This is a genomic window from Micromonospora sp. NPDC049891, assembly GCF_040660295.1.
Lineage (GTDB): Bacteria > Actinomycetota > Actinomycetes > Mycobacteriales > Micromonosporaceae > Micromonospora.
Map to the genome: position 1 here is coordinate 1 of NZ_JBFAML010000022.1, position 20,071 is coordinate 20,071.

Consider the following 20,071-nt stretch of genomic DNA (forward strand, 5'->3'; position numbering starts at 1 on the left):
CCGAGCCGGGCGGGGCCGCGCCTGAGGGAGTGTGGCGCGGCCCCGGCCGGGGTCAGGTGGTGGCGGTGCAGGTGACCGTCGGTGTGTTGGTGCTGCTGCCGGAGGCCAGGAAGCCGAAGCTGGTGCTGGCGCCGGCACCGAGGTTGCCGTTGTAGCTGACGTTCGTGGCGGTCACCGTGGAGCCGCTGGAGGTCACTGTGGCGTTCCAGGCCTGGCTGACCTGTTGGCCGCTGGCGTTCGTCCAGGTCACCCGCCAGCTGCGGATGGCCGCGTTGCCGGCGGTCACCTGTACCTCGCCCTGGAATCCGCCGGACCAGGTCGAGGTGACCCGGTACGTCGCCGAGCAGGCACCCGTCACCGGCGGGTTGGTGGTGGGCGGGGTAGTGGTCGGCGGGGTGGTGGTGGGTGGCGTGGTGGTCGGCGGCGTGGTCGTGGGCGGCGTGGTGGTCGGCGGGGTGGTGCCGCCACCGAACTGGACGTCGCTGCAGTGGTAGTACGACTGGTCGAAGTGGCTGGCCTGCCAGACGGTGAAGATGATGTGCCGGCCGGTGCGGCCGGGCGCGTTCACCGGAATCTGGATCGACACCCCGTCGACCTCCCGTTGCCACTGCGACGCCGGCGTGTAGCCGATCTGGCCGACCAGTTCCAGGTCGGACCAGGCCAGTGGCTTGGTGAGGGTGTCAACACCCTGCCGGGTGGCGTACACCCGGAGGTAGTCGGCACCATGGCTGGCCTGGTCGAAGAACTTCAACTGGAAGCTGTTGGGGACCGGGGTGGTCCGCCAGGCACCCAGGGTGTCGAGGGCGTTGTAGCGACCGCCCTCGGCACGCCCGCCCGAGCAGAGCTGGCCGTTCGGTACGGCCGCCTGGTGGTTGCCGCCCACCCCCTCGCGGAGTTGGCCGTTCCAGTTCCACATGGCGTTCGGGTTGGCCTGCCAGGCCTGCCAACACATCGGGTCCTCGGTGGCCATCCGCGGGTTCATGTGGTCACCACCCCAGCGCTCCCAGCAGCCGTAGGCGCGGGACCCGGGGTTGACCGTGGCGCCGTGCGCGGAGACGGGGTTTGTCAGCGCGGTGGTGAGCAGCAACAGGGCGACGGCCGCGACGGCCAGCAGCCAGGCAGCGCGTGGTGATCTGAGTACGTTCGACATGGAGCTCCCCAAGGGAATTGTCAGTTCGCGAAAGCGCCCGGACGCTCGGGAGTTGCCTCTCCCGTGCCGACCTGCGTTGCCCCTGTGGTGTTGGCTCCGAGGGAAGCGTGCCACGAAGCATCGGCGTACGTCAACGCGGGAAGCGCTCTCCGGAGCGCGCCTCCGGCAGCACCACCAGACGGGGTGCTGGTGGTGCTGCCGGGTGGCCTGCCGGCTGCCGCTCGCCGAGCCGGGCGGGGCCGCGCCTGAGGGAGTGTGGCGCGGCCCCGGCCGGGGTCAGGTGGTGGCGGTGCAGGTGACCGTCGGTGTGTTCGTGCTGCTGCCGGAGGCCAGGAAGCCGAAGCTGGTGCTGGCACCGGCACCGAGGTTGCCGTTGTAGCTGACGTTCGTGGCGGTCACCGTGGAGCCGCTGGAGGTCACTGTGGCGTTCCAGGCCTGGCTGACCTGTTGGCCGCTGGCGTTCGTCCAGGTCACCCGCCAGCTGCGGATGGCCGCGTTGCCTGCGGTCACCTGTACCTCGCCCTGGAATCCGCCGGACCAGGTCGAGGTGACCCGGTACGTCGCCGAGCAGGCACCCGTCACCGGCGGGTTGGTGGGCGGCGCCGTGGTCGGCGGGGCAGTGGTGGGCGGGGGAGTGGTCGGCGGCGGCGTGGTGGGCGGCGGCGTGGTGGGCGGCGGGGTGGATCCGCCGCCGAACTGCACGTCGCTACAGATGTAGTACGACTGGTCGGAGTGACTGGCCTGCCAGATCGTGTAGATGACGTGCCGGCCGGTGCGGCCCGGGGCGTTGACCGGGATCTCGATGGAGACCCCGCCCGGCTCCTGCTGCCACTGCGAGGCCGGGGTGTTGCCGATCTGACCGACAAGTTCCAGGTGCGACCAGGCCAGCGGCGTGTTCAGCGCGTCGTAGCCCTGGCGGGTGGCGTACACCCGGATGTAGTCGGCACCGTGGCTGGCCTGGTCGTAGAACTTCAGCCGGAAGTTGTTGCCGACCGAGGTGGTCCGCCAGGCGCCCGGCACGTCCATCGCCCGGTAGCGCCCGTTCTCGGTGCGCCCGCCGGAGCAGAGCTGGCCGTTCGGGATGGCGGCCTGGTGGTTACCGGCCACGCCCTCGCGGTAGAGGCCGTTCCAGTTCCACATGGCGTTGGTGTCGGTCTGCCACGCCTGCCAACACATCGGGTCCTCGGTGGCCATCCGCGGGTTCTGGAAGTCACCGCCCCAGCGCTGCCAGCAGCCGTAGTTGCGGGAGACCGGGTTGGCCACCGAGCCGTGCGCGGAGGCGGGTGGCACAAATGCCGTGGTGAGCAGCAGCGTGGCGACGGCCGCGACGGCCAGTAGCCACAGCGCCCTCGATGATCTGAGCGAATTGGACATGGAGCCCCCCAGGGGGAGTCGTCGGATCTATCTCGACATCGCCCGGACGCTCGGGAGTTGCCCTCTCCCGTGCTGTCAGCGTCGCCCTCGTGTACCGGCTCGACCGGAAGGATGGCACGTTCGATCGTCACACGTCAATGAGGAAAGCGATTTCCAGCACGGGGTGCGAGGCGTCGTCGAAGCGCTTCCAACAGTGGATTCAGGTCGTTCACCCGGTCCGGCGCATCGGTGTGTGCGGGATGCCGTCCTCGACGTACTCCGGTCCGCTGACGGTGAAGCCGTGCCGGGTGTAGAAGTCGACCAGATGCGACTGCGCGTCCAGCACGCACGGCCGGTTACCGATCTCCGCGAGCGCCGCCGTCATCAGATGTCCCGCGTGCCCGGCACTGCGGGCCTCCGGCGCCACCACCACCCGCCCGATCCTGGCCACCCCGTCGGGGTCGGCCAGGATCCGCAGGTACGCCACCGGAGCGCCGCCCTGCGCCAGCCACAGGTGTCGGGTGCCGGGTTCGATGTCGCGGCCGTCGAGTTCCGGGTACGCGCACTCCTGCTCGACCACGAAGACGTCCACGCGGAGCCGTGCCAGGTCGTGGAAGGTGCGGGCGTCCAACTCGGCGAAACTGGCGACCCGCAACTGCGTGCTAGACATCCCGCCAGGCTAGTGCGGTGCCCAGGAACCTTGTGCCGGTGCCGGTGCCGGTGCCGGTGCCGGTGCTGCTCGCGCCGCAGTCTGACGGTGCGGGGCGGTCAGGCGGGACGGGCACCTACCGCGTCGCGGATCTCGGCGCCGCGCTCGGCTTCCACCGAGCGGGCGCAGTGCCCGCAGCAGAAGAACCGACCGGAGACCTCGACCCCGTGGCCCGAGATCTTGATGCCGCAGTGCTCGCAGATCGGTGCCAGCTTGTGGATCGCGCACTCGAAGCTGTCGAAGGTGTGCACGTCGCCGCTGACCGTACGCACCTCGAACGCCAGCCAGTAGTCGTTGCCGCAGACCTCGCAGGTAGCCACGCCCCGTACCTCCATCGGTAGACCTTTTGTCCTATCTTGCGGCAAGGTGCCGGGTGGCTCGTCTTTTATCGACAGTGGTCTTTACTGTTAACAAGGTTTAAATTATGTTGGTGGCACCTCACCAGGCATCACGCCGACAAGGAGCTGCCGCCATGCGCCGAAGAATCACCCTTCCGCTCGTCGCGACGGGCGCCATGGTCTCCACCCTGGCCGTCGCCGCCCCTGCCCAGGCCCACGGCTACGTCTCGTCACCACCGAGTCGCCAGGCACTCTGCGCCCAGAACCGGGTGCCCGACTGCGGGCAGATCAGGTGGGAACCGCAGAGCGTCGAAGGCCCCAAGGGGCTGCGCAACTGCCACGCCAACATCTCGCACTTCGCCGTCCTCAACGACGACAACCGTGGCTGGCCGGCCACCTCGGTCGGCACCACCGTGACGTTCACCTGGGTCAACACGGCGATGCACGCCACCCGGGACTGGGAGTACTTCATCGGCAACACCCGCGTCGCGGTCTTCTCCGGCGGTGGACGCCAGCCCGGCGCGACCGTCTCGCACACCGTCAACCTGTCCGGCTACTCGGGCCGGCAGAAGCTGCTGGCGGTGTGGAACATCTCGGACACCGCAAACGCCTTCTACTCCTGCGTGGACCTGCAGATCGGCGGTGGCGGCGGCAACCCGACGCCCAGCCCGAGCCCGACCACGAACCCGCCCGCCCCGTCGCCCACCCCGACTGTCGCCCCGACCACCAACCCGCCGGTCGGCGGCACCTGGACAGCCGGTCGGGCGTACGCCGTCGGGGACCAGGTCACCTACGGCGGCCGTAGCTACCGCTGCCGGCAGGCGCACACCGCCATCGCCGGTTGGGAGCCGCCGAACGTACCGGCGCTGTGGAGCCAGATCTGACCGGCGGGAGGTGCGGCCGGAGCTGGCCGCACCTCCCGCCCGCCGAGCCGTCGCACCCGCCCGCCGTGCTGTGGGCGGGAGCTGGTGTGCTGTCGGCCGGGGCCGGCGTGTCGCGGGTCGGAGCCGGCGTGCTGGGGGCCCGAGTCGTCGTGTCGTCGGCCCGGCCGCCCGAAGGGCGCGCCGTGGTGCGGGCGCGGCGTGCCACGCTGCGGGTGCTGCCGCTGCACCTGCTCGCGGTGCTGCTGGTTGCTGGCTGCGGCGGCTCGCCCGCGCCGTCCGGGCAGCCCGCGCCCAGCGACGCCCCACCGCCGGTGGCCGCCGCCCCCGCCGCGACGCCTGGCGTCACCAGCGAGATGACCGGCATCGACCTGCTGTTCCTGTCGATGATGGCCGGACACACCGAGCAGACCCTCCAGATCGTCCGGCTCGTCCGGGACCGGCTGACCGACAGCGACCTGCGCACCCTGGTCGCCGCCGTCGAGGCGACCGAGTCCGACGAACTGGCCACCGCACGCGGCTGGTTGGCACAGGCCGGGCGCAGCGCCCGCGCCGACGACCACGCCGGACACGGCACCGGCCCCGAACAGTTGGCGCGACTGCGAGATGCTCCGGACGCCGAGGTCGACGCGGTGCTGATCGAGGTGTTCAGCGCGCACCAGCAGGCCGCCGCCGACCTGGCCCGGGCACACCTGGCCGCGGGTACCGACGCACGGGTGCTCGACCTGGCCCGGCGCGTCGAACAGTCGCGTACCGCTCAGGTTGCGCTGATGGCCGCCCGGCCGAGGTGAACCGGGTCAGGCGTCGTTCGGGTCCAGCCGGATGGAGAGCGAGTTCACGCAGTGTCGGGTGTCCTTCGGCGTGAAGCCTTCACCACGGAAGACATGCCCGAGGTGGCTGTCGCAGCGGGCGCAGCGGATCTCGGTGCGGCTCATGCCGAGGGAGTTGTCCTCGATCTCCTTGATCGCGCCCGGGATGGCGTCGTCGAAGCTCGGCCAGCCGCAGTGCGAGTCGAACTTGGTGTCGCTCGGGTACAACTCGGCACCGCAGGCCCGACACCTGTACATGCCGGGCGTCTTGGTGTCGACGTACTCGCCGGTCCACGCCGGTTCGGTGCCGTGCTCGCGCAGCACCCGGAACTCGGCGGGGCTGAGCCGGACCCGCCACTCGTCCTCGGTGCGGGGCAGTTCACTGTCGGGAAGACTCACGGGTCAACGGTACGCCGAAGGTCGGACCCGTCGCATATGGTCGCGCAATGGGTGGCACGAAGGCTGCGGCCGAGCAGATCGAGGTGGCCGGGCACACCGTACGACTGTCGAGCCCCGATCGGGTGATCTTCCCGGAGCGGGGCTTCACCAAGGCCGACGTCTTCCACTACTACGTGAGCGTCGGCGACGGCATCATGCGCGCGCTCGGCGACCGACCGACGACCTTGCAGCGCTTCCCCGACGGCATCGAGGGGGAGATGTTCTTCCAGAAGCGGGTGCCGACCCGGGGCGTGCCGCCCTGGGTGCAGACTGCCGAGATCAGCTTTCCCAGCGGCCGCAAGGCCGCCGAGCTGTGCCCGGCGGACCTGGCCCACGTGGCCTGGGCAGCGCAGATGGGCACCGTGGTGTTCCACCCCTGGCCGGTGCGCGCCGCCGACGTCGACCAGCCCGACGAGCTGCGGGTCGACCTCGATCCGCAGCCCGGCACCGACTTCGCCCACGCCGCGACGGCCGCCGCCGAGCTGCGCGCGATCCTCGACGAGCTGGGGGTGCCGGGCTGGCCGAAGACCTCCGGCGGTCGGGGTGTACACGTCTACCTGCGCATCCAACCGCGCTGGACGTTCGTCGAGGTACGCCGGGCCACAATCGCGCTGGCCCGGGAACTGGCCCGCCGTCGACCCGACCTGGTCACCACCGCCTGGTGGAAGGAGGAGCGCGGCGAGCGGGTCTTCGTGGACTACAACCAGATGGCGCGGGACCGCACCATCGCCTGCGCGTACTCGCTGCGCGCCAACGCCCGGGCGACCGTCTCCACCCCGGTCGCCTGGGACGAGCTGCCCGACGTCGAGCCTGACGACTTCGACCTGCGTACCGTGCCGGAACGGCTGGCCCAGCGCGGCGACCCGCACGCCGGCATCGACGACGCCGGGTGGGACATCACGCCGCTGCTCGAATGGGCCGAGCGGGACGCCGCCGCCGGCGAGGGCGACCTGCCCTACCCGCCGGACCACCCGAAGATGCCCGGCGAGCCGAAGCGCGTACAGCCCTCCAAGGATCGCGACCGCCCCCGCTGACCGTCACCGGCGCGTGTCGCCCGCCTCCACCACGGTCTTGGCGGTCAGCAGGTCCGCACCGGTGATCTTCCGGTACTCCGCGATCGCCTTGATCTTGTTACCTCGGGCGAGGTGCTCCCGGACGACCGGGGGCAGCGGGTCGGTGTCGGCCACGCCGAGGTGATCCATCACCAGGGTCAGCCGCCGCTCCAGCTCGGTCAGCCGGTATGCGGTGCGGGCCACCTCGCGACGGCTCGGCGCCTGCGCGAGCAGAAGGCCGACGACCAGGGCGAGGAGTGTGGCCAGAAGAATCTCCATGCCGGTGATCGAACCAGCCCTGCGCTACGGCGGGCAACGCGCCCGCGCCGATCGAGCGTCAGCTCGGGGCGCCACCCTTCACACCGTTCACGAAGGAGCGCCACTGGCAGGCGTCGAACCGCAGCACCGGCCCGCCGACGTCCTTGCTGTCCCGCACCCCGACCGCGTCGGCCAGATTGTCCGCCACCTCCACGCAGTTGCCTTGATCGCTGCTGCGGCTGGCCTTTCGCCAGATTGCACCGGTCAGATCAGTCATGCTGCCTCTCCTTGATTTGCCGCATCAGCGTCTGGGACGCCTCGACGCTCAACGCTTCGGCGCTGATGTGGTTCCAGAGTTCGGCATACGCGCGGACCTCTTCCAGCCGGTCAAGGTACAGCGCGCCGGTGAGTCCCTCGCAGTACACGGTGGTCGGCTCGGCTGACCGAGCACCCTGTGTGGGAAAGTCCAGGATGACGAAGCTCCCAGCCACGGCAGCACGAGTCAGCTTGCTGCCAAGCGGAGAGATCCTGATCGACACGTTGGGTTTCTCGCTGGCCGCAATCAGTCGGTCAATCTGCTCAGCCATGCCGGTCACGCTCCTGTGCAGAATGCCCTCGTCCAAGATTGCGTCAAGGGTGGGCGCAGCGGGACGCCGCCTGGCGAGAACGCGTTGACGCTCCAACCGCAGCTCAACAAGTTTTGCGACCTCCTCGTCCGTGATGCCCGGTCGAGATCGCGCGACTGCTGCCGTGTACTCGGGAGTCTGTAGGAGTCCGGGAACCAAACCGTGCTCGTAGGTGCGAATGTGGCTTGCGGCCGACTCAAGCCCGACGTACAGCTGGAACCACCGAGGGATCACCGCTCCGTAGGCGTGGTACCAGCCCTTGCCCTTGGACTCCTTGGCGAGGCTGATCAGGACCTCCGATGTCTCTGGCGAGGCACCGTAAAGCCGGCACATCTGTTCGACGTCCAGTGCGCGGATCGGAGTCTGACCAGATTCGATCCGGTACATCTTCGCCCGCGACCATTCAAGATCTGAGGCGGCGGCTTCCAAGCCGATCCCGGCCTGTTCTCGGGTTTGGCGGAGCAGACGGCCCAGTTCCCGACGAGGCACCGTGGAGCCAACTTCAGCCACTGCCGTCCTTCCTGTCTCATCCCGACACGTCATCAGGCTTGCCGTGAGACGGCCCTTGCATCAACAGACGAGATGCGCATCCCTAGATGACTGTCTCACGATGAGTGTTGCGCGGTCCATCGAACCTCCCGGATTGTGGCGATTGAAGGAACTGGCTCCTGGCGTTGGGAGGTCTGAGGTGGCTCGGTGGAAATGGTTTCAGCGGCAGGACGCACCGATCGACGTGGTGCAACGGTCCGCGTACCAAGAGCGGGCCGGTGCGTACCGCGCCCGTCAACCCGAGCGGAACGCGCCGACTGCGGTCCTGCGGCGGCAGCTGCCGTTGCTGCGGCTGGCCCGGCTGTGGCGGTCCCGCCACGCCGTGCGGCGATGCCACCGGCGGAGCTACCGGTGAGCGGGGAGCAGGGGATCGGGTCCGTCGACGTGGCGGACCTGCCCGAGATCGAGGTCGACAGCAAGCCGGAACTGCTGGTGCTCGTGGCGGAGAAGGACATCCCGATCGGCTGGGCGATCGTCCTGCCCGAGGGTGACTTCTGGCTGATCCGGAAGTCCACCCGGTCCTTGACCCACGGGTCGAGTCTGGCGACGCTGACGACCTTCTGGGCCACAATCCTCGGTTGCGACGTGGGGCGACCCAGGCTGGCCGGGCCCTCGTCCGCCGGTGTCAGAGACTGAGCTTCATCCCCTCGTGGCTGGCGACGAAGCCGAGACCGAGATAGAAGCGGTGCGCGTCGTGGCGGGTCTTGTCGGTGGTGAGCTGCACCAGGCCGCAGCCGCGCTGCCGTGCCTGGTCGATCGCCCAGGTCATCATCTGCCGGCCCAGGCCATGTCCGCGCTGGTCCGAGCGGACCCGTACCGATTCGACCAACTGCCGCTCGGTGCCGTGCCGGCCCAGCCCCGGGATGTAGGTGAGCTGCATGCAGCCCAGCAGTTCACCCCCCGCCTCGGCGACGACGAGTTGGTTACGCGGGTCGGCGGTGATGTCCGCGAACGCCTTCTCGTACGTGGCGTCGACCTCGCCGACGTCACGGGTACGCCCCAGCATGTCGTCGGCGAGCAGATCGAGGATGGCCGGCAGGTCGGCCCGGACCGCCTCACGGAAGATCACCTCACTCATCCCGCGAGCGTCCCACAGCGGCGCACCCCGATGTGCGGCAGAGCACCGTCAACTGTCGCTGTGCCGGGTGACGCTTCCGATCACCGCTACGGCGGTGCCAGCGGATCCGCACCCGACGGGCATGGGCGGCAGGTGTCCCGGCGTCCCTGGGCGCACCGTAGGCGGCCCAGGGACGTCGTTGAGGCCCAGTTGGCCTCAGGCGGGCGGCAACCGCTCGACTGTGGTGTTCAGTGGCAGTGGTGCTGGTCCGACTGGACGGGCGTGGCGCCGGGGCGGGTCCACTGGGCTACTGGGCGGCCGTCCTTGCGCCACCAGCTGTACGTCGGGTCGGCCTGCGGCCAGCCGTCGGGGGAGTCCTCCCAGGCTTCCTGCCGTCCGTAGGCCGTCATGTCGAGCAGCTTGAGCGATCCCATGATCGCCTCGACGCCGCGTCCGGTCGTCTCGTAGGTGAGGAACACCTGGTCACCCCGGCGCAGGTAGCAGGCGATGTTGCCGCCGCCGGCCACTGCGGGCTCGTCGATGCCGTACGTCGAGTACCACGGGTGGAGGTAGCCCATGAACTCGCGGAACGGTGCGATCTCCTCGTATGGTCCCTCGGCGAAGACCGCGAACCTGATGCCCCGTGCCTCCAGGTAGCTAGCCTCGTGGAAGTTCCAGATGCTGATGGTGCAGCCCTCGCACTGCTCCTCGAACGGCTTGCCGAGGTGCCACATGTGCTTGTAGACCACGAGTTGGTCTCGTCCGTCGAAGATGTCGACCAATGAGATCGAGCCCTGCTCGCCGATCAGCTTGACCGGGTTGACCTCGGTCATCGGCAGGCGGCGGCGGGCGGCCGCGATGGCATCACCCGCCCGGGTGTGCTCCTTTTCCCGTACGAGCAGTGCGTTGCGTTCCCGGAGCCAGGTGTCGCGGTCGACCACTGGAGGTGCTGGCTGGGTATCCATACTCGACATGCCGCTACTATAAGCATAGCGTCTACTCGTGTGAAAGAAGTTGATGAGGATTGCCTGCCAAGTTGACCTACGCGCACCACGGTGACGCCTGCCGGGCCGCCAACGCCCTCGACCTGGTGGGCGACAGGTGGACGCTCATCGTCGTCCGCGAACTGCTCCTCGGCCCCAAACGCTTCGCCGACCTCCAGGAGTCCGTCCGTGGCATCACCCCGGCCGTCCTCAGTGACCGGCTCAGATCCCTGCGTCAGGCCGGCATCGTCGACCAGGTGACGCTTACCGACCTGGCGCGCACCCGCGCGTACGCCGTCACCGAGTGGGGCCGCGGCCTGGAGTCGGTCCTCGCGTCGCTGGGCCGGTGGTACTCGTCCGGGCCGGACCCCCGCACCAGCGGTGGCATGACCCCCGACGCCATGGCCCTCGCCATGCGCACCATGGCGCCCCCCGTCCCCGAGGGCCTGCCGCCGACCGCCCTGCGCTTCTACGACGCCCGCCAGCCCGATCCAGCGGTCCGCGACTACCGGCTGACCACCGTCGACGGGCTGCTGGACGTCCGGCCCGGTGCCGCCGTCGACCCGGTGGCGACCGTGACCGCCGAGTCGACGGCCTGGAGCGGGGTGCTATTCGGCGGCCTGCCGCTCACCGACGCTGAACGCGCCGGGACCGTACGCGTCGAGGGCGACCGCGACACCGTCACCCGCGTCGTACGCCTTTACCTCGGCGCGAGCCTGAGCCGTTGACCGGACGCCCCGCCGCCAGCACGGCGAACGACCGCCGCCCGGTCAACGGGCTGGGCAGCGCTTGCCCTCGGGCGGGACGGTCAAATCGATCAGGTATGCGTCGACCGCCTCGGTGACGCAGGTCGTCTGCGGGTAGGCGGTGTGGCCCTCGCCCTCCCAGGTGAGCACCCGTCCCACGCCCAGCATCTCGGCCAGCGCCGGGGTCTGTTCGTACGGCGTGGCGGGGTCGCCTGTGGTGCCGACGACAAGGATCGGCGGGGCGCCCTCGGCGCGGCCGGTCGGGTAGGGGTCACTTCCGCCTGGCCATTCGGTGCAGGAGACCAGACCGGAGGCGAGCGGTGCGCCGAAGAGCGGGTACCGGGTCCGCCACTCGGACTGGAGCTGGCGGATCCGCTCCAGGCCGGGGCGTTCCTCCTCGTCGGCGCAGTTGATGGCCAGGTTCGCGTCGAACAGGTTGCTGTAACGGCCGTCGTCGTCGCGGTCGGTGTAGTTGTCGGCGAGCCGGAACACGTCTGTCGGGTTGCCCTCGTTCAGCCTGTCGATGGCCTGGGCGAGCTGCTGCCAGCCGGACTCCGAGTACAGCGACGAGACGATCGCGTAGAAGATCCAGCCGGCGGTGGCTTCCCGCCCGTCGGCCGAGCGGACGGGGGAGACCTCTGCCTTGTCGATCGCCGAGGTGACAGCCGCCCGGGCATCCGGGGCGATCGGGCACCGACCCGCGTTTGCCGCGCACCACCTGGTGAAGTTGTCGAAGGCCCGTTCGAAGCCCTTCGCCTGGCTCTCCGAACCCTCGATCAACCCCTGCCGTGGGTCGACCGCGCCGTCGAGCACAAGCGCCCGCACCCGCTGCGGGAACAACTGGGCGTACGTGGCCCCCAGCAGGGTGCCGTAGGAGTAGCCGAGGTAGGTCAGCTTCTCGTCGCCGACGGCGGCCCGGATCGCGTCGATGTCGCGGGCGGCCTGCTCGGTGCCGTACAGCGGCAGTTGGTCGCCGTACTTGGCGCCGCAGCCCTGGCCGATGCGCTTGTTGAGCGCGACGAAGTCGTCGAACGACGCCTGGCTCTCCGGGTCGGGGTTGTAACCGAAGACGGCGTCGAGGTCGGCGTCCGGGATGCACTCGACAGGGCTGGACCGGGCCACGCCGCGCGGGTCGAAACCGACGATGTCGAAGCGTTCGAGGATCGCGTCGGGCAGGCCGCCGTACTGCTCGCCGAAGGTGAGGTAGACGGCGGTGTCGACGCCCGAGCCGCCGGGGCCGCCCGGGTTGAGCAGCAGGGACCCGATCCGGTCGCGCTGGTTCGTGGAGCGGGCCCGGAGCAGCGCGATCTCGAAGGTCTCACCGGCACCGGGGCCGGTCGTGGCGGCGCTGCCGCCCGTCCAGTCCCGGGGCACCTGGATGCGGGTGCACTCGTACCTGATGTCCGGAGCGCGCCGCCCGACCACCTCGTCGGCCACCTCCGGGCAGGACCGCCAGGTGGGTGCGGCTCCCGGCGCCGCAGCCTGGCCGTCGACGTCGGTGCGCGGCGCGAACGCCGGTAGCGTGCAGCCGGCGGTGACCACGACGGCGGCGGTCAGGCCGGCCACGGTGAGCCGGAAACGGCGGATCCGGTCGGGCGTACGGGTCACGAACGAGCCTCCGTGATCAGATCGACGGCCAAGCTACGCGGGCCCGGCCGACACCGCCGGGTCACCCCGCAGCACCTGGTCCACGTCGAACCGGACCGGCCGGTCAAGTTGATCGTATCGGCAGGAGAGCGGGTCACGGTCGGGTCGCCAGCGGACGAAGCGCGCGGTGTGCCGGAACCGGTCACCCTCCATCGCGTCGTACGCCACCTCGACCACCAGCTGCGGGCGCAGCGGCTCCCATTCCAGGTTCTTCGTGCCGGTCCACCGGCTGACCCCGCCCGGGATGCGTTGTCCACGCTCGTGGTCACCGTGCACCCAGGGGTGCTCGGGCCCGGCGTCCCGGTAGGGGGCCAGCTCCTCCAGCAGCTCGGCGCGGCGGGCCATGGTGAACGAGGCGCTTACCCCGACGTGGTGCAGCACCCCGGCGTCGTCGTAGAGGCCGAGCAGCAGCGACCCGACCACCGGGCCGGACTTGTGCCAGCGGAACCCGGCCACCACCACGTCGGCGGTGCGGGCGTGCTTGACCTTGGCCATGAGCCGTTTGCCCGGCTCGTACGGCAGGTCGGCGGGCTTGGCGATCAGACCGTCCAGGCCGGCGCCCTCGAAAACGTCGAACCAGCGACGCGCCACCTCGGCGTCGGTGGTGATCTGGGTGACGTGCACCGGGGGTCGCACCCCGGCCAACGCCTGCTCCAGCCGGGCCCGACGGGTCGGGTAGGGGGCGTCGAGCAGGCTCTCGTCGCCGAGTGCGAGCAGGTCGAAGGCGACGAAGTCGGCGGGGGTCGTCTCGGCGAGCAGCTTCACCCGGGAGGCCGCCGGGTGGATGCGCTGGGCCAGCAGCTCGAAGTCGAGCCGGGGTTGCCCGTCCGGGCCGTCGCGGCGGATCACGATCAGCTCGCCGTCGACCGCGCAGCGTGGCGGCAGTTGCCGGCGGGCCTGCTCGACCACCTCGGGGAAGTAGCGGGTCATCGTCTTGCCGCCCCGGCTGGCCAGCTCCACCTCGTCACCGTCGCGGAAGACGATGCAGCGGAAGCCGTCCCACTTGGGCTCGTAGGTCATCCCCGGGCTGGTGGGGATCGAGCTGACACTGCGGGCGAGCATCGGCTCCACCGGCGGGTTGATCGGCAGGTCCACGGCGATCAGTCAACCAGACGGCACCGACAGTGGTGAGCCGGATCACGGCGGCCCGGTGGGCGGCGTGTCCGCCTCAGGCCCGTCACGTCCCACCCGGGCGAATCGTAAAAGCGCAGGTCAGAGCTACTTTCGCGAGGTGGTGGAGTGGGTGTGCGGGTGCTGCGGACGGTGGCGGGTGAGCGTCGAGCTGATCCACGGCCGGTACGTGTACCGGCTGGTGCACCACTACCCCCGGCGCTTCGGTGGCGGCAAGAACGTGCTCGGCGAGGTGGGCTCGGTGGACGAGCTGGCGGAGCTGCTACGTCGGCGTACCCCTGTCGACCTGGCCGACCTGCGCGAGGCCGCCTGATACCGGCGGTCAGTAGTGGGCGAAGGAGCGGATCGGGGCGCGCGGGCCGAACTTCGGTGCCTGCACGGCGGCGGCCTCCAGCAGCCGGCAGACCCGGCCCCGGTGGCCCCGGAACGGCTCCAGCAGCTCCAGCATCCGGGCGTCGTCGCCGCGCGACTCGCCGGCCAGGGCCCAGGCGACCGTGTTGGGTACGTGATAGTCGCCGACGCTCACCGCGTCCGCGTCGCCGTAGGCGACCCGGACCACCTCGGCGGCGGTCCACGGCCCGACGCCCGGGATCGACCGCAGCAACCGGGTGGCCTGGGCCGAGTCGGCGCATCGTTGCAGGCGGTCGGCCACCCGCGCGGCCCGCGTCAACGTCTCGGCCCGGCGCTGCTCCACCCCGAACGGATGGAAGACCCAGTACGGCGCGGCCGCGACAGCCGCCGGGTCGGGTGGCAGCAGCAGCCGCACCGGCCCGGGCGCCGGCTCGGCGAAATGGCGCACTGTCGCCGCGTACCCCCGGTAGGCCTCCTTGCCGGTGACCTTCTGTTCCAGCACGGCCCGCAGCACCCGGGGGAAGATCAGCCCGGTGGCCGGCATCCGCAGCCCCGCCTGCTGACTGGCCAGTTGGGCGACCACGGGGTGGGAGGCGGCGAGGTCCGCGAATCCGGTCAGGTCGTCGCGGAGCCCGGCCACCGAGTCGGCGTGCTCGACCACCCAGCCGGCGCCCGGGCCGTGACCCTCGGCGACCAGATCACCGCCCTCGGGCCGCAGGGCGAGGGTGGCCGGTCCGTCGGGCGTGCGCGCCGCCCACCAGAAGACGCCCGCGACGATGCGCGCACACGGGTCGTACGGGCTGAAGCTGAGCGGGCGCACCGAAGCGGCGAAGCGGTAGCCGGGCGGTGTGCGCAGCACCCGGCGCAGGTTCGGTTCCGTCCCGGTCACCACGTCACTGTGTCACCTCGCCCGGGCAGGTCGTCGCGGACCCACCCGGACGTGATGGATAGACGTTGCTCGGTCAATTCTCGGCAGCCGTCCGTGCGGTCTTCGGGCCACCTGATCGGCCAGGATTCTTAGGGCAAATCCCACATCAGCGGACCTATCCGGCTTGCTGCCTGTCGACACGGTGGCCATCCGGCGGAGCGCAACTGTCCCGCAGGTGAACACGCTGCTATGGTCCGACCTGCGCAGGGTCAGATCCGTCCGGAAACGGCACGGTGCGCCGGATGCACGATCGACCGGTTGCCCTTCGCGTGCCACGGGGAGCTGTGCAGAAGGGTAACGGGGATGGTTGCCGCAGCGGTTGTTCATACAGGGCGCCTGGCGCACGGGTTTCGCTTCGGCGTCCCTCGGCGCTGATCGTGCCGTGACCGTCCATACTGAACGGCCGGCCGAATGATTGCGCTGCGCGCCTACCGTCTCCTGCCGCCCGCTCTCCGGCGGCGGCTGCTCCACCTGCTTCCCGAGCATCGGCGGCTCGGCCTGGTGCGTACCTTCACCCGGCCGCGCGGCAGTGACGCCCTGCACCCGGTGGGCGCGCGGGTGACGGTGACCGACGACGGTTCCCGTACCGAGGCCGAGGTGGTGGCCGCGGCGACGCCACTGGAGATGTGGCACCGCAACCTGACGGCGGTCACCGCAGCCCTGGAGGCCGCCGGCATCGAGTACCACTGCCTGCGGAACGACGACTACCTGCGCAGTTCCGTGGCGATTCTGGTGGACCAGCGGGACGCGGTCCGCCGGCTGGTCCGGTCGGCACCGGCGCTGTCCGGCGCGCACGTACGCACCGTCGAGGTACGCCCCGGGCGCAACCAGCCGGACCTGGCGCCCACCGAGGTGATCCAGGTGTGGTTCCCGGTGACCGATGTCCGGGCCGGTGTGGTGCTCGGTGCCCAGTTCGCCTGCGAGATCGAGTTCTGGAGCCGGGTGGGCGACGTCGTCCGCGCCCCCCGGCACAACGCGGTGATCGACGAGGCGCCGGCCCGGGCCGAGCCGGTCCGGGTCGCCGCGGCGCTGCTCAGCCACTTCGTACCGGAGGCCGACGACCACACCTACGGCACCCGTCGCGACCTCACGGTCCGCGCCCCGGACCGGGTGGGGTTCCCGATCGACGCGGTCTACACCTGGGTGGACGGTTCGGATCCGGAATGGCTGGAGCGCAAGCGGGCCGCGCTGGGCAGCCCGGGCGGTGAGCTGCACGCGATCGCGGCCAACTCGTCGCGCTACCAGAACCGGGACGAGCTGCGGTACTCGATGCGCTCGCTGCACAGCTTCGCCCCCTGGCTGCGGAAGATCTTCCTGGTCACCGACGGTCAGCTGCCCAGCTGGCTCGATCCGAGCCATCCGATGATCACCGTCGTGTCGCACGCCGAACTCTTCGCCGATCTCGGCGGGCTGTCGTCGTTCAACTCGCACGCCATCGAGTCCCGGCTGCACCGCATCGAAGGGCTGGCGGAACACTTCCTCTATCTGAACGACGACGTCTTCCTGGGTCGTCCGCTGCTGCCGACCCACTTCTTCCACGCCAACGGGATCGCCAAGTTCTTCCTCTCACCCGCCCAGTTCGGGCTCGGCGAGGCGAAGCCCACCGACCCGCCGGTGAACGCCGCCGGGAAGAACAACCGCCGGCACATCCAGCGGCAGTTCGGCGTGACCATCACGCAGAAGCTGAAGCACACGCCGTTCGCCCTGCGCCGCAGCATCATGCACCAGATCGAGGCGGTGTTGCAGGCCGACGTGACGGCCACCGCGCAGCACCGGTTCCGCCACCACGAGGACCTGTCGATCCCGTCGTCGTTGCACCAGTACTGGGCGTACCTGACCGCGCAGGCGGTCCCGGCCGACATCGAGTACGAGTACGCGGACCTCGGCCATCCCTCGACCCCGGCCCGCCTCGCCGAGCTGCTCGCGCGGCGGCACCGTGACGTGTTCTGCCTCAACGACACCGACTCGGATCCTCGTGCGCTGGCGGAGCAGGAGCGGATGCTCGCTGACTTCCTGCCCCGCTACCTGCCCTTCCCGGCACCGTTCGAACTGCCCGAGGAAGCGGTGGCCGAGCGCCGCAAGCAGGGCGCCAGCGCCCTGTGGCGCCGCTCCCGGCAGAGCGCCCCGGTCACCCGGCAGCCCAACCAGATCGACGCACCGACCCTGCCCAACACGAGATTCAGGACAGCTGGCGGCCCCAACGTTCTCACCAGGCCAGACGGCTGATCCAGGCGCGCATATGTGCACCTGTCAACGCGTACTCCCCGCACACCATCCTCACTGGAGCTCCGAGTGGTAGGCCCTGTCCCCCAGGTCACGATCATCGTCCCGGTCTACAACGTCGAGGACTACCTGCCCGAGACTCTTGACTCGATCGCGGCACAGACCGCATTCGCACAATGCCGCGTGATTCTGGTCGATGACGGCAGCACCGACGGGTCCGATCTGCTGGCCAAGCAGTTCGCCGCGGAGCATCCGAACGTGACGGCGGTCCGGCAGAACAACAGCGGGCCGGGCGCCGCGCGGAACCTGGCGCTGGACATGGCGGACACGCCGTACGTCGCCTTCGTCGACTCGGACGACATCCTGCCACCGCGCGCCATCGAGGTGCTGCTGAAGGCGATCGTGACGCATCAGGCGAGTATCGCGATCGGTGACATGGACACCTTTCCGAAGCGCACCGCCTTCCTGTGGAAGAAGCCGTTCGGGAAGGGCGACCGGCTGCTCCAGTCGGTCGTCGACGCGCCGGAGCTGATCTTCGACGCCGGACCGTGTCACAAACTCTACGACCTGACCCAGCTGCGGCAGCACGGCTTCCGTTTCCGGGAGGGTGTCCACTTCGAGGACGCGTTCCTCGCCATTCCGATGCTGCTGAAGGCAGAGCGGATCGCCCTCGTTGACGAGGTGGTCTACCAGTACCGCCGCCGGGTGAGCGCGAACTCCATCATGGACAACCTGTTCACTCGGGAGCAGAACTACTGGGATCACCTGGACCTGTGTGAGACCCTCGCCGAGATGCGTCCGGAACTCGACGTCTTTCGGCGAGAGGTGCTTGAGCGCTTCCTGGTCCGCAGTTACCAGGGTTTCGCCATGCGGGCACACACTCTCTTCGAGGACAAGGACCTGTGGCGGATCTTCGAGCGGTGCAGCCGGATCTACCAGGACATCGATCCCTCCTTCATCGCCCAGTGGACCGCTGACACCCGGCACCGGGTGGCCTACCTGGCCTTCAAGTCGTACGACTTCGACCTGTTCGCCCGCCCCTGGGAGCGGGTGCAGGGGGTGGTGGCGTGCGGGGGAGAGCTGTTCCTGGGCTATCCGATCCCGCCGGCGTTCCTCCCGCTGACGAAGGTGAGCACTGTCTCCGCCCGGCTTGAACAGGTGCGACTGAGCGACTCGGGCGAGAAGCTCAAGGTGTCGGGGCACGTGCAGATCAGCGGATTGCCGATGAATCGTCCGATCTCGACCCCGCTCGGGTTGCGGGTGCGGGGCAGTGGCGTGACGGTGCCGGCAACGCTGGAGCGTCGTGCCGACCTGAAGTCGCCGGACAACAACCGTGAGTGGGCCGGCTTCACGGCTGAGATCCCCGTCGCCGAGCTGCGTAGCGGCCACCACAGTCTGCGGCTGGTTTTCATGACCGAGACCGGCCAGGCATCCCGGCAGTGCCTGATCTCCGCCGCGTTCCTGCGCGACGCGCCGTTGAAGGTCGCCGGCGACACGCGAATCCTGCCCGGCTTCAGCGGGCGGGAGGACGCCACCTTGCAGGTCCTCAAGGCGGGTGGGGCCGCAGGCCGCCGCCGGTGGCAGCGCATGCTGCTACGCAAGGACCTGCGACACGCCGCCTCGCGCCAGCCGTTCTGGAAGCAGCGTCTGCTGCGCACGCTCACCGAACCGTTCATGCGGAGACGGGACATCTGGCTGGTCGGCGAGCGTAAGGACACCGCACAGGACAACTCCTGGCACCTGTTCCGCTACCTGCGGGGCACCGAGCGTCGGCGGAACGCCTACTACGTCATCGCCAAGGACAGCCCTGACCGGGAACGGTTGCGCGGGCTGGGCAACGTCGTCACGTACGACTCGTTCCGACACAAGTTCCTGCTGCTGCACGCCACCAAGCTGATCAACTCCTACGACATCGACTCGTACATGCTTCCGTCCCGGTGGGAGCGCACCGCCTTCCTGAAGCACCTGAACTGGCGCATCGGTCCGGCTCGCGTCTTCCTCCAGCACGGCGTGACGGACAAGGACGTCAGCGGCGGACTGCACCGCGCCAAGACCGGAGTCGACCTGTTCGTGGCTGCCGCAGGGCAGGAGGCCGAGTATGTGGCGAACCATTTCGACTACGGCAGCGCCGCGCAACGGCTCGGGTTCCCCCGCTTCGACGCACTGCTCCCGGATCGCGGACACCGTCGGATCCTGCTGATGCCCACCTGGCGCAGCTACCTGGTGAGCCCGTCCTACAACCCCTCGCTGCGCCCGCGATTTCCGTTTGAGTCGTCGCGATACGCGGAGTTCCTCCGGGAGCTTTTCGGTAGCGACGAGCTGAAGCAGAGCCTCCAACGTCACGGTTACGTCCTCGAATTCCTGCCGCACTACGAAATGCGCTCCATGTCGACGAGCATGGTGCCCGCGGAATCCTGCTTCGCCGTGGTGGATCAGACACAGCGCAGCGTGCAGGACGCGCTTCGGCAGTGCGACCTGTTCATTACCGACTACTCCTCCACGGCCTTCGACGTGGCCTATCTGGGCACCCCGCTGATCTACGCCCACTTCGACAGTGACGAGTACTTCTCCATCGGCGGTTACCGTCGGGGCTACTTCGAACACCGGAAGCATGGTTTCGGCCCGGTCTGCGAGTCGGCGACGGAGACGGTCAAGGCCATCGTCAGCTATCTGGAGAAGGGCTGCGCCCGCGAGGAGGAGTACTCAAGGCGCGCCGCTGAGTTCTTCGAGGTGCAGGATCAGCAGAACTGCAAGCGGGTGGCCGCCGCTATCGCTGCGCTGCCGGGGCCGCAGCGATGAGCAGCGGCGTGCGCCATTTCGCTCCGCGGCGGGCAACCGTGGC

The 20,071-nt window shown here is 69.7% G+C and carries 22 protein-coding genes; 9 read left to right on the forward strand and 13 right to left on the reverse strand.

The window, feature by feature from the left end; all coding sequences use genetic code 11:
- Window positions 1-52 precede the first annotated feature (52 nt).
- From AB0I71_RS23770 to AB0I71_RS23785, 4 genes are all read right to left on the reverse strand, one after another.
- Complete coding sequence (locus tag AB0I71_RS23770) at window positions 53-1,150, reverse strand: lytic polysaccharide monooxygenase (protein WP_357588093.1); 1,098 nt, start codon at window positions 1,148-1,150, stop codon at window positions 53-55.
- 276 nt (window positions 1,151-1,426) lie between these two features.
- Window positions 1,427-2,524: a lytic polysaccharide monooxygenase gene (locus tag AB0I71_RS23775; protein WP_357588096.1), complete on the reverse strand. Its 1,098-nt coding sequence runs from the start codon at window positions 2,522-2,524 to the stop codon at window positions 1,427-1,429.
- Between the two features lie 208 nt (window positions 2,525-2,732).
- Entirely contained in the window at window positions 2,733-3,173 is a 441-nt protein-coding gene (locus AB0I71_RS23780) for a GNAT family N-acetyltransferase (protein WP_357588098.1), read from the reverse strand.
- Between the two features lie 98 nt (window positions 3,174-3,271).
- Complete coding sequence (locus tag AB0I71_RS23785; protein ID WP_357588274.1) at window positions 3,272-3,532, reverse strand: Prokaryotic metallothionein; 261 nt, start codon at window positions 3,530-3,532, stop codon at window positions 3,272-3,274.
- A gap of 152 nt (window positions 3,533-3,684) precedes the next feature.
- Here AB0I71_RS23785 and AB0I71_RS23790 point away from each other — a divergent pair, with 152 nt between their 5' ends.
- The gene (locus AB0I71_RS23790) at window positions 3,685-4,434 is read left to right on the forward strand and encodes a lytic polysaccharide monooxygenase (protein ID WP_357588100.1); all 750 of its coding nucleotides are present in this window, start codon (window positions 3,685-3,687) and stop codon (window positions 4,432-4,434) included.
- Window positions 4,435-4,562: 128 nt separating this feature from the next.
- On the forward strand, window positions 4,563-5,222 hold the full coding sequence (locus AB0I71_RS23795) for a DUF305 domain-containing protein (protein WP_357588102.1): 660 nt from the start codon (window positions 4,563-4,565) through the stop codon (window positions 5,220-5,222).
- 6 nt (window positions 5,223-5,228) lie between these two features.
- Here AB0I71_RS23795 and msrB read toward each other — a convergent pair whose 3' ends face one another.
- On the reverse strand, window positions 5,229-5,639 hold the full coding sequence (gene msrB, locus AB0I71_RS23800) for a peptide-methionine (R)-S-oxide reductase MsrB (protein WP_204011836.1): 411 nt from the start codon (window positions 5,637-5,639) through the stop codon (window positions 5,229-5,231).
- 47 nt (window positions 5,640-5,686) lie between these two features.
- Here msrB and ligD point away from each other — a divergent pair, with 47 nt between their 5' ends.
- The gene (gene ligD / locus AB0I71_RS23805; protein ID WP_357588105.1) at window positions 5,687-6,712 is read left to right on the forward strand and encodes a non-homologous end-joining DNA ligase; all 1,026 of its coding nucleotides are present in this window, start codon (window positions 5,687-5,689) and stop codon (window positions 6,710-6,712) included.
- 3 nt (window positions 6,713-6,715) lie between these two features.
- On the opposite strand, the gene AB0I71_RS23810 is transcribed toward ligD, so the two are convergent.
- Genes AB0I71_RS23810 through AB0I71_RS23820 form a run of 3 tightly spaced genes read right to left on the reverse strand, consistent with a single transcriptional unit; the run spans window position 6,716 to window position 8,124 of the window.
- A complete protein-coding gene (locus AB0I71_RS23810; RefSeq protein WP_357588107.1) occupies window positions 6,716-7,009 on the reverse strand; it encodes a hypothetical protein in 294 nt (97 codons plus the stop codon).
- A gap of 58 nt (window positions 7,010-7,067) precedes the next feature.
- A complete protein-coding gene (locus tag AB0I71_RS23815; RefSeq protein ID WP_357588109.1) occupies window positions 7,068-7,265 on the reverse strand; it encodes a DUF397 domain-containing protein in 198 nt (65 codons plus the stop codon).
- Window positions 7,258-8,124: a helix-turn-helix transcriptional regulator gene (locus tag AB0I71_RS23820; RefSeq protein ID WP_357588111.1), complete on the reverse strand. Its 867-nt coding sequence runs from the start codon at window positions 8,122-8,124 to the stop codon at window positions 7,258-7,260. The genes AB0I71_RS23815 and AB0I71_RS23820 overlap by 8 nt, the downstream gene beginning before the upstream one ends.
- A gap of 178 nt (window positions 8,125-8,302) precedes the next feature.
- On the opposite strand from AB0I71_RS23820, the gene AB0I71_RS23825 reads away from it, so the two are divergent.
- Window positions 8,303-8,518, forward strand: coding sequence for a hypothetical protein (locus AB0I71_RS23825; protein WP_203994452.1), 216 nt, complete (start codon window positions 8,303-8,305; stop codon window positions 8,516-8,518).
- The gene (locus AB0I71_RS23830; protein ID WP_357588113.1) at window positions 8,515-8,799 is read left to right on the forward strand and encodes a hypothetical protein; all 285 of its coding nucleotides are present in this window, start codon (window positions 8,515-8,517) and stop codon (window positions 8,797-8,799) included. The genes AB0I71_RS23825 and AB0I71_RS23830 overlap by 4 nt, the downstream gene beginning before the upstream one ends.
- Here AB0I71_RS23830 and AB0I71_RS23835 read toward each other — a convergent pair.
- Together AB0I71_RS23835 and AB0I71_RS23840 are read right to left on the reverse strand one after the other, a co-directional pair.
- On the reverse strand, window positions 8,789-9,241 hold the full coding sequence (locus AB0I71_RS23835) for a GNAT family N-acetyltransferase (RefSeq protein WP_357588115.1): 453 nt from the start codon (window positions 9,239-9,241) through the stop codon (window positions 8,789-8,791). The genes AB0I71_RS23830 and AB0I71_RS23835 overlap by 11 nt on opposite strands.
- Window positions 9,242-9,468: 227 nt before the next feature.
- Window positions 9,469-10,194: a DUF899 family protein gene (locus AB0I71_RS23840; RefSeq protein ID WP_357588117.1), complete on the reverse strand. Its 726-nt coding sequence runs from the start codon at window positions 10,192-10,194 to the stop codon at window positions 9,469-9,471.
- 62 nt (window positions 10,195-10,256) lie between these two features.
- On the opposite strand from AB0I71_RS23840, the gene AB0I71_RS23845 reads away from it, so the two are divergent.
- Window positions 10,257-10,931, forward strand: a complete 675-nt coding sequence (locus AB0I71_RS23845; protein WP_357588119.1) for a helix-turn-helix domain-containing protein — start codon at window positions 10,257-10,259, stop codon at window positions 10,929-10,931.
- Window positions 10,932-10,973: 42 nt separating this feature from the next.
- Here the strand turns inward: AB0I71_RS23845 and AB0I71_RS23850 are convergent, their stop codons facing one another.
- Both AB0I71_RS23850 and AB0I71_RS23855 read right to left on the reverse strand, forming a co-directional pair.
- Window positions 10,974-12,536 (reverse strand): alpha/beta hydrolase, encoded by a 1,563-nt coding sequence (locus tag AB0I71_RS23850; protein ID WP_357588276.1) that lies wholly within the window; start codon window positions 12,534-12,536, stop codon window positions 10,974-10,976.
- 54 nt (window positions 12,537-12,590) lie between these two features.
- The gene (locus tag AB0I71_RS23855; RefSeq protein ID WP_357588121.1) at window positions 12,591-13,691 is read right to left on the reverse strand and encodes an ATP-dependent DNA ligase; all 1,101 of its coding nucleotides are present in this window, start codon (window positions 13,689-13,691) and stop codon (window positions 12,591-12,593) included.
- Between the two features lie 136 nt (window positions 13,692-13,827).
- Here AB0I71_RS23855 and AB0I71_RS23860 point away from each other — a divergent pair, with 136 nt between their 5' ends.
- A complete protein-coding gene (locus AB0I71_RS23860) occupies window positions 13,828-14,040 on the forward strand; it encodes a hypothetical protein (protein WP_204011798.1) in 213 nt (70 codons plus the stop codon).
- A 9-nt stretch (window positions 14,041-14,049) separates the two neighbouring features.
- Here the strand turns inward: AB0I71_RS23860 and AB0I71_RS23865 are convergent, their stop codons facing one another.
- Window positions 14,050-14,967, reverse strand: coding sequence for a DNA-3-methyladenine glycosylase 2 family protein (locus tag AB0I71_RS23865; protein ID WP_357588123.1), 918 nt, complete (start codon window positions 14,965-14,967; stop codon window positions 14,050-14,052).
- A gap of 450 nt (window positions 14,968-15,417) precedes the next feature.
- Here AB0I71_RS23865 and AB0I71_RS23870 point away from each other — a divergent pair, with 450 nt between their 5' ends.
- On the forward strand, window positions 15,418-17,232 hold the full coding sequence (locus tag AB0I71_RS23870; protein ID WP_357588125.1) for a stealth family protein: 1,815 nt from the start codon (window positions 15,418-15,420) through the stop codon (window positions 17,230-17,232).
- A gap of 66 nt (window positions 17,233-17,298) precedes the next feature.
- A complete protein-coding gene (locus tag AB0I71_RS23875; RefSeq protein ID WP_357588127.1) occupies window positions 17,299-20,028 on the forward strand; it encodes a CDP-glycerol glycerophosphotransferase family protein in 2,730 nt (909 codons plus the stop codon).
- Window positions 20,029-20,071 lie beyond the last annotated feature (43 nt).